Origin of the sequence: uncultured Amaricoccus sp. (assembly GCF_937858865.1) — a bacterium.
Taxonomy (GTDB): domain Bacteria; phylum Pseudomonadota; class Alphaproteobacteria; order Rhodobacterales; family Rhodobacteraceae; genus Amaricoccus.
On sequence record NZ_CALLYO010000005.1, the window covers coordinates 1 to 8,572 of the forward strand.

Here is an 8,572-nt window from a genome sequence, read left to right on the forward strand (position 1 = left end):
TAGGACTTCGAGACCTCGGCGAGCTTCAGCATGGCAGGGGGCATCTAGCACATCGCGGAAGGCGGGACAGGCCGCGCGATTGTTGCAGACGCCGCATGCCAAGCTGATATAACCGCGGAGCCATGATGGACGCGACCCTTCCCCGTGGGCGCGCGGCGATCCGCGCCCTGACCTATGCCGACGAAACCGACCTCGTGCATGCGCTGGTGGCGCGAACCGGGCTCGACGCCGCCCAGCGGGCGGCGATCGTCGCGCGGGCGGCGGAGCTGGTCGAGCGGGTGCGGGAGCGCTCCTCACCGACGGTGATGGAGGCCTTCCTCGCCGAGTACGGGCTCTCGACCGACGAGGGGGTGGGGCTCATGTGCCTCGCCGAGGCGCTGCTGCGGGTGCCGGACGCCGACACGATCGACGAGCTCATCGCCGACAAGATCGAGCCGTCGAACTGGGGGGCGCATCTCGGGCGGTCGACCTCGAGCCTCGTCAATGCGGCGACCTGGGGGCTGCTCATCACGGGCCGGGTGCTCGACGACGATCCGGGGCGGCCGGCGGCGGCGCTGCGCGGGATGATCCGGCGGCTGGGGGAGCCGGTGGTGCGGACCGCGGTCGGGCGGGCGATGAAGCTGATGGGGGCGCAGTTCGTGCTGGGCGAGACCATCGGCAAGGCGATGGAGCGGGCGCGCGGGCTGGAGGCGAAGGGGTATACCTACAGCTACGACATGCTCGGCGAGGCCGCCCGCACCGAACCGGACGCGCTGCGCTATGCTGCGGCCTATGCCAAGGCGATCGCGGCGATAGGGGCGCGGGCGCGCGGCGACGTGGCGGCGAGCCCGGGGATATCGGTCAAGCTCTCGGCGCTCTATCCGCGCTACGAATGGACGCACCGGGCGGAGGTGATGGAGGTGCTGATGCCGCGGGCGCGCGAGCTCGCGCGGGCGGCGGCCAAGGCGCGGATCGGCTTCAACATCGACGCCGAGGAGGCGGAGCGGCTGGATCTGTCGCTCGACGTGATCGAGGCGCTCTTGCGCGACCCCGAGCTGGCCGGATGGGACGGCTTCGGGGTGGTGGTGCAGGCCTACGGGCGGCGGGCGGGGGCGGTCATCGACTGGCTCGAGGAGCTCAGCACCGGGCTCGACCGGCGGATCATGGTGCGGCTGGTCAAGGGCGCCTACTGGGACGCCGAGGTCAAGCAGGCGCAGGAGCGCGGGCTGCCGGATTTCCCGGTCTTCACCCGCAAGCCGGCGACGGACGCGAGCTATCTTGCCAACGCGAGGCGCCTGCTCGACCTGCGCGGGCGGATCTATCCGCAGTTCGCCACCCATAACGCGCATACCGTGGCGGCGGTGCTGGCGATGGCGGGCGGCAACGAGGGGTTCGAGTTCCAGCGGCTGCACGGCATGGGCGAGGCGCTGCACGAGATCGTGCGCGAGCGCGAGGGGACGCGCTGCCGGATCTATGCGCCGGTGGGGGCGCATCGCGATCTCCTCGCCTACCTGGTGCGGCGGCTGCTGGAGAACGGGGCGAATTCCTCCTTCGTGAACCAGATCGTCGACAAGCGGCTGGCGCCGCGCGACATCGCCGCCGATCCGCTGGCGGCGGTCGAGGCGCTCGACGCGATCCCGAACCCGCGCATCCGCCGGCCGGAGGCGCTCTTCGCGCCGCGGGCGAATTCGCGCGGGTGGAACGTGAACGAGCCGGCCTCGATCGCGGCGCTGGCCGAGGCGCGCGAGGCCTGGCGCACGCACCGCTGGGAGGCAGGGCCGACGACAGGCGCGGGCGGGCCGGCGCGCGAGGTGACGAGCCCGGCCGATCCGGCCGACGTGGTCGGGACGGTGCGCGAGGCGACGCCGGCCGACGTCGCGGCGGCCCTCGGGCGGGCGGAGGTGCCGGGCTGGGACGCGGGCGAGCGGGCGGCCGCGCTGCGCCGGACGGCCGATCTCTACGAGGAGAATGCCGCCGAGCTGACCGCGCTCGCCACGCGCGAGGCGGGCAAGACGCTGCCCGATGCCATCTCCGAGGTGCGCGAGGCGGTGGACTTCCTGCGCTACTACGCCGACCAGGCGGAGGCCGCGGCCGGGCGGCAGGGGCGCGGGGTGATGGTCTGCATCAGCCCGTGGAACTTCCCGCTCGCGATCTTCACCGGACAGGTCGCCGCCTGCCTCGGGGCCGGCAACGCGGTCATCGCCAAGCCGGCCGAGCAGACGCCGCTGATCGCCGCGCGGGCGGTTTCCTTCATGCACGAGGCGGGGGTGCCGGAGACGGCGCTCCAGCTCCTCCCCGGGGACGGGCCGTCGGTCGGGGCGCCGCTCACCGTGGCGCCGGGTATCGCCGGGGTGGTCTTCACCGGCTCGACCGAGGTGGCGCGGCTAATCAACCGGGCGCTGGCGGAGAATGCGGCGCCCGATGCGGTGCTGGTCGCCGAGACCGGCGGGCTGAACGCGATGATCGTCGATTCGACGGCGCTGACCGAGCAGGTGGTGCGCGACGTGCTCGCCTCGGCCTTCCAGTCGGCCGGGCAGCGCTGCTCGGCGCTGCGCATCCTCTACGTGCAGGACGAGGCGCGGGCGCGGGTGCTCGAGATGCTCGGCGGGGCGATGGAGTCGCTCCGGCTCGGCGACCCCTGGGATCCGGCGACCGACGTCGGCCCGGTGATCGACGCCGAGGCGGAGGCGGGGATCAGGGAGTATATCGCCGGGGAGGGGCGGCGGGTCCTGAAGTCGCTCGCCGTGCCGGGCACGGGCCGCTTCGTGCCGCCGACGGTGATCGGGGTCGACGGGATCGGCAGCGTGGCGCGCGAGGTCTTCGGGCCGGTGCTGCATGTGGCGAGCTTCCGCGCCGCCGACCTCGACGCGGTGGTGGATGCGATCAACGCCCGCGGCTTCGGGCTGACCTTCGGGCTGCACAGCCGGATCGACGACCGGGTCGAGCGGGTGACGGCGCGGCTGAAGGTCGGCAACGCCTATGTGAACCGCAACCAGATCGGGGCGGTCGTCGGCTCGCAGCCCTTCGGCGGCGAGGGCCTGAGCGGCACCGGCCCCAAGGCCGGCGGCCCCTTCTACCTCCGCCGCCTGCAGCGGGGACCGGCCGAGCCGGCGGTCACTGCTGCGCCTGAGGGAGCGGAGATCGCCCCCGCGGCGCTGGCCTCTGCGCTGGCGCGGCTTGATGCCCGGGCCTGGGCGGCGCGCGGCGACCGGCCGGCGGCGCTCCGCGCCGCGCTCGGGCCGGCGGGCGGCCTCGTCCGCTCGGCGCTCGCCGCGGCCGAGGCGCTGCCGCAGGCGCCGCTCGACATGCCGGGGCCGACCGGCGAGAGCAACCGGCTGAGCCTGCATCCGCGCGGCCGGGTGATCTGCCTCGGCGCCGGGGCGGAGGTCGTCCTCGCCCAGGCGGTGCAGGCGCTCGCCGCCGGGAACGCCGTCCTCGCCGTGGCGGTCGACGCGCCCTGGGCGCTCGCCGCGCTCGAGAAGCTGCCGGTCGCGGCCGTCGCCGGGCAGGTCGCGCCGGCGAGCCTCGAGGAGATCCCCGACCTCGCGCTGGTCGCGGCGGCCGGGCCGGCCGACTGGCTCGGCGAGATCCGCCGTGCTCTCGCCCGCCGCGGCGGGCCGATCGTGCCGCTGGTGACCGGCATCGTCGATCCCGAGCGCTACGGTCTCGAGCGGCACCTCTGCATCGACACCACCGCCGCGGGGGGCAACGCCAGCCTGCTCGCCGCCACCGCCTGATGTCGCTGCCGCCTCCCCGGCCGCGCCACGCGCCCATGCCGCTCGCGCTCCTCGGCCTCGTCGCCGTGATCGCGCTGATCGAGGCGGTGCTGAGCCTCGCCGACGCGAGCATCCTCTTCGACCCGTCGCTGCGCAGCCGCGCCTTCATGAGCGGCGCCTTCTGGGCGAGCCTGCTGCGCGGCGACGTGCCGCTCTATGCGGCGCAGCCGGCCACCATGTTCCTGAGCCACGCCTTCCTGCACGGCTCGCTCCTCCACATGGTCATGAACATGACGATCCTGCTCGCGCTCGGCCGCTTCACCGCCGACCACTACGGGGCGCGGGCGGTACTGCCGGTCTTCTGTCTCGGGGCGATCGGCGGGGGGGCGGTCTACGGGGCGCTCGCCGACGGCACCTATCCGATGGTCGGCGCCTCGGGGGCGGTCTTCGCCTTCCTCGGGCTCTGGATCGCCTGGGACTGGCGGCGGCACCGCGCGGCGTTTCGCTCCACCGGCCCGGTGCTGAAGCGGGTGGCGGTTCTCGTCGTCCTCAACGTCGTCACCCTCATCGGCCTCAAGGGCATGCTGGCCTGGGAGGCGCACCTCGGCGGCTTCCTCGCCGGCCTCGCCTGCGGCTGGTGGATGGAGAGCCGCCTCGAGCGGAGCGAGCGCGAAGCGCGCGCCGCGGAGCGGCGGCACCGGCAGGGCGGGGCCTAACACGTTCGCCGGGTGAGTGGTTCGGTCCTGTCGTACGCGCCCCGCGCGCGGCCCTGCGTTAAACCGCAATTCGTATGGCCGCTTTCCAGCCCCTTTCCGGCCGCATTCCAGTCCGCCCAAGTCTCTGTTAACACGACTTAAATTACCTCGATACCGATTCAATCCGCCGGAGGCCGTATGGGGCCTCTACCTGAGGCTTTCCTGCTCCATTGTGCGGATCGCGCGAATGTGTTCTGCTCGTCCGCAGCCCTGTTGCGCGCGAGGTTCCTCATCATGCGGAAAGTTGCTCTGGCGGCGATCGTCCTCTCCACCCTCTGCGGTGCCGGCGTGGAGGCCGCGACCCGTTACAGCGGCGTCGCCTTCTTCGGGGACAGCCTGACCGACGTCGGCAACCTCCACGCGCTGACCAGCGCCGAGCTCGGCCAGGGCGTCCCGCCGGCGCCCTACTACTATCAGGGGCGCACCTCGAACGGCCTGGTCTGGGCGGACCATGTCGCGGCGGACTTCGCGGCGAAGGGGCTCGTCACGGCGAACTACGCCTATGCCTACGGACAGGCGGTAACCAACGTCGACACCCAGTTCGGCACGCTGCAGGTGCCCGACCTGCCGCAGCAGATCACGGACTTCGGCAGCTCGGGAACCGCCGATCTGCTCGGGAAGCGCCCGGTGGCGATGCTCTGGTTCGGCGCGAACGACATCTTCGCCGCCATGCAGAGCGATCCGGTCTCGGTGCCGGCCGTCGCGGCGGCGGCGGCGGCTTCCGTCGTCGGCGGCATCGAGTCGCTGGCGGCGGGAGGCATCCGCGACTTCGTCGTGCTCAACATGGTCCCGCTCGAGAAGACCCCGCGGTTCGCCTCGCTCGGCACCCCGCAGGAGGCGGCGCTGGCCAGGATCGGGGCGGACGTCTTCAACGCGACCCTCGACGGGCTCCTCGGGGCGGTGGGCGGGGCGGCGCATGTCGCCAAGCTCGACATCCATGCGGCGATGGAGGCGCTGATCGCCAGTCCGGGCGACTTCGGCATCAGCGACGTCGTCACCCCCTGCTTCAACCCGAACACCGGGGTGCTTTCCTGCTCGCCCGAGGAAGCGGCGACGCGGGCCTTCTGGGACCCGGTGCACCCGACCGCGACGGTCCATGCCGCGATCGCCGACCTCGCGCGCACCGAGGTAGCCCCGGTGCCGCTGCCGGCGCCGCTCCTGCTCATGCTGGCGGGGATCGCCTCTCTCGCCGCGGCGGGAGCCCGGCGGAGGGACCGGGCCTAGAAGACGTCGAACAGGTAGAGGATGATGATGATCGGGATCGGGATCCCGATCAGCCAGGCGACGATTCCCTTCATGGTGTCCGGTCCTTCGGCTGCTTGCTCCCGGTGAACGCGGCGTGCTGCGCGCGGGTTCCCGCGGGCTCCTCGGGGGCGCTGCGGCGCCCGCCGGCGCGGCGTTGGTCTGCGCGGAAGCCACAGCTCACGCAGTTGTTCACCATGATGGCGAAACCTTCCTGAAAGGATTGGCGTGAAGGAGTAGGATGAAAGTTCAACCGCGCACGGACGCGGAAGAGGCAGATGGATAAGTATGATGGTACGCAGCAAGGATCAGGACACGCCGAAGCCCGAGAAGCCGCCGAAGCCAGCCAAGCCGGCGCCCGCCCCCGGAGGATGGCGGTTCGATGACTGGGCCGCTCTCTGACCGCTGGCGAGGCGGTCCCCGTTTCGCCGTCGCGGTAAGGTCGCCGGCCGCTCGGCTCGCAGGGGTTTCCTCGGGGACTCCCGCCGGCGCGTCCGGGCGCCTATCTCGGAGACGGGCCAGGGCGGAAGGCGAGCGATGGCGAGACTGACGTGCCTCGAGTGCGGGCAGGTGAACCGGGTGCCGGAGGAGCGGCTCGGGGCCGAAGTGCGGCACCTGCGGGACGCCGCTCCTCGACGGCAAAGTTCGGGCGATCGACCCGGGCGTTCTCGACAAGGCGGTGCGGAACGACGAGCTGCCGCTCGTCGTCGACTTCTGGGCCGCCTGGTGCGGGCCCTGCCGGATGATGGCGCCGGAGTTCGCCAGGGCGGCGGCTGCACTCCGCCCCCGGGCCCGCTTCGCCAAGCTCGACACCGAGGCGTATCCCGCGGTCTCCGGCCGCTTCGGCATCCGCGGCATCCCGCTTCTCATCGCCTCGGGGCCCTGGGCGCCTATGGGCGGTGCGGCGAGGAGCAGCCCGAGCGCGCCGGGCGGGGATAGGGGGTTGGCGCTTCTCCTGGTCCAGCGGGGAAGCCTGGCAGGTTTCGGAGTGGAAGGAGTGGTGGGTGCGAGCACCCACCATCGGTTCCCCGGTTCCGTTGCCCGGATCAGTTGAACGTGTGGAGCCGGAGCTTCAGCGAGCCGTCGTCCTGGCGGTCGAAGACGTGGGTGGCGACGCCTCCCCAGGGCTGGTCGGCGCCGCTCGCGTCCTTACCGGCGGCGGACCCAGCGCGCGACGCCGACGACGGTGTCGCCCTTGTCGATGGTCTCGATCAGCTCGAGTTTGTGGCCGGTCACGCCCATGCCGAAGAGGCCGTCAAAGAAGGCTGAGATAGCCGCCGGCCCCTCGATCACGTCGTGGGTGGCCGGGAGGAAGATCGCGTCGGCGGTATAGGTGGCGCCGACGGCCTCGGCGTCGCCGGCGTTGAAGGCCGCGTCCCAGACGGCATAGGCGGCCGCCACCTCCTCGACCGATTGGGCGAAGGCCGGCAGCGCCAGGCCTCCGAGGCCGCCCGCGACGAGCGCAGCGGCGCAGATGCTGCGGATTGGAGACATGTACCCCTCCTGTCGGGAGGGCGTGTAGAACAATTCCGTCGCTCCCCCCATTATGAGCGTGCGCGCGGCCCGAGGTGCTGTCACCCGAGGTGCTGTCAACGGCACTGAGTGATGGCGGCACAGAGGGGGCAGCATCGATCCGGAGCGCGCCACCACTACTCCCGCACGGCGCGCTCGATCGCCTCGCGGATCAGTCGCTGCAGGGGATGCCGCGCTCGCCGACGCGGGCCTTGACGGCACAGGTCAGCGGCTGCGGCGGGCGCATGTTGACGCGGGCGGTCTTGGGCTTGCGCTCCCAGGCGAGCGGCTTGAAGGCGGTGAAGTCGAGGTCGGGGAGGCCCTAGTCGAGGAAGGCCTCGCGTTCCTCATCGGTCGTCATCGTCGGAACCGGGCGCGGCCTCAGGGCAGGCGGCCGGGACAGACCTTGGGATTGGGCGCCGGGCGATGCGGGAGCGTCGCCCGGCGCGGGGTCGTCAGTTGACGAGGGCGAGGTTCGTCGCCGACTCGCGGCCGTCGCGGCCGGATTCGATGTCGAAGGTGACCTTCTGGCCGTCGTCGAGGTGGGTGAGGCCGGCGCGCTCGAGCGCCGAGATGTGCACGAAGATGTCCTTCGAGCCCTTCTCCGGCTGGATGAAGCCGAAGCCCTTGGTGGCGTTGAACCATTTCACGGTGCCGTTGGCCATCGCGAGATCTCCTGTCTTGGTCGCTGCCCGCGGAGTGCGGCAGCCCGGCGTCGGTCAGAGCAAAATCGTATGACTGAAGCCGATGACGGAGACAGAAGTCGATTGTGGTAACGTGGCCGGGGGTAGATGGCCCTTCTGCGCTCGAAGTGCAAGGGCAACCTTGCCGGTCGCGATGCCGCTTCACGGCAGATTCCGGAGGAGGTGGGTCAGGGCGCTGAAAAGGCTGGAAAAACGGGGGCTGGAAAGAGGCTGGAATCCGGCTTGCTGTTTTGCCTTGCCAAGCACATTGCGGCGGCAGCGCCGTACCGACGGGAGGACGGCGCGGGAGGGTCGTGGGTGCTGGCACCCACCTATAGCCGCACGGCGCGCTCGATCGCCTCGCAGATCAGGCGCTGGTAGGGGATGCCGCGCTCGGCGGCGCGGGCCTTGACGGCGTCGATCAGCGGCTGCGGCAGGCGCATGTTGACGCGGGCGGTCTTGGGCTCGCTCTCCCAGGTGAGCGGCCTGAAGGAGGTGAAGTCGAGGTTGGAGAGGTCCTGGTCGAGGAAGGCCTCGGCGTCCTCATCGGTCGTCATCGTCGGAAATGAATGCGGCTTCATAGCGGGCCACCTCCCTTCGGCAGATGGAACTCCGAATCGAACTCATTCCGCTCGGCCTCGTCCAGCCAAGCGGGGAACCACATATCCCGCGGTCCCAGCTTTAG

General features: G+C 71.7%; 6 protein-coding genes and 1 pseudogene. 4 read left to right on the top strand and 3 right to left on the bottom strand.

Features of this window, described 5'->3' with window-relative positions; translation table 11 throughout:
- The first annotated feature begins 122 nt into the window (after window positions 1-122).
- From putA to Q0112_RS00070, 4 genes and pseudogenes are all read left to right on the top strand, one after another.
- The gene (gene putA / locus Q0112_RS00055) at window positions 123-3,716 is read left to right on the top strand and encodes a bifunctional proline dehydrogenase/L-glutamate gamma-semialdehyde dehydrogenase PutA (protein ID WP_297970018.1); all 3,594 of its coding nucleotides are present in this window, start codon (window positions 123-125) and stop codon (window positions 3,714-3,716) included.
- Window positions 3,717-3,751: 35 nt separating this feature from the next.
- Entirely contained in the window at window positions 3,752-4,411 is a 660-nt protein-coding gene (locus Q0112_RS00060) for a rhomboid family intramembrane serine protease (RefSeq protein WP_297970019.1), read from the top strand.
- Between the two features lie 273 nt (window positions 4,412-4,684).
- Complete coding sequence (locus tag Q0112_RS00065) at window positions 4,685-5,674, top strand: SGNH/GDSL hydrolase family protein (RefSeq protein WP_297970020.1); 990 nt, start codon at window positions 4,685-4,687, stop codon at window positions 5,672-5,674.
- 555 nt (window positions 5,675-6,229) lie between these two features.
- Window positions 6,230-6,563, top strand: a pseudogene (locus Q0112_RS00070) (thioredoxin domain-containing protein); the annotation flags it as partial.
- 278 nt (window positions 6,564-6,841) lie between these two features.
- Here Q0112_RS00070 and Q0112_RS00075 read toward each other — a convergent pair.
- The 3 genes from Q0112_RS00075 to Q0112_RS00085 form a co-directional block, all read right to left on the bottom strand.
- On the bottom strand, window positions 6,842-7,186 hold the full coding sequence (locus tag Q0112_RS00075; protein ID WP_297970021.1) for a nuclear transport factor 2 family protein: 345 nt from the start codon (window positions 7,184-7,186) through the stop codon (window positions 6,842-6,844).
- Window positions 7,187-7,659: 473 nt separating this feature from the next.
- Window positions 7,660-7,869 (bottom strand): cold-shock protein, encoded by a 210-nt coding sequence (locus Q0112_RS00080; protein WP_297970022.1) that lies wholly within the window; start codon window positions 7,867-7,869, stop codon window positions 7,660-7,662.
- 350 nt (window positions 7,870-8,219) lie between these two features.
- Window positions 8,220-8,468 carry a CopG family antitoxin gene (locus Q0112_RS00085; protein WP_297970023.1) on the bottom strand — a complete coding sequence of 83 codons (249 nt, stop codon included), beginning with the start codon at window positions 8,466-8,468 and terminating at the stop codon, window positions 8,220-8,222.
- Window positions 8,469-8,572 lie beyond the last annotated feature (104 nt).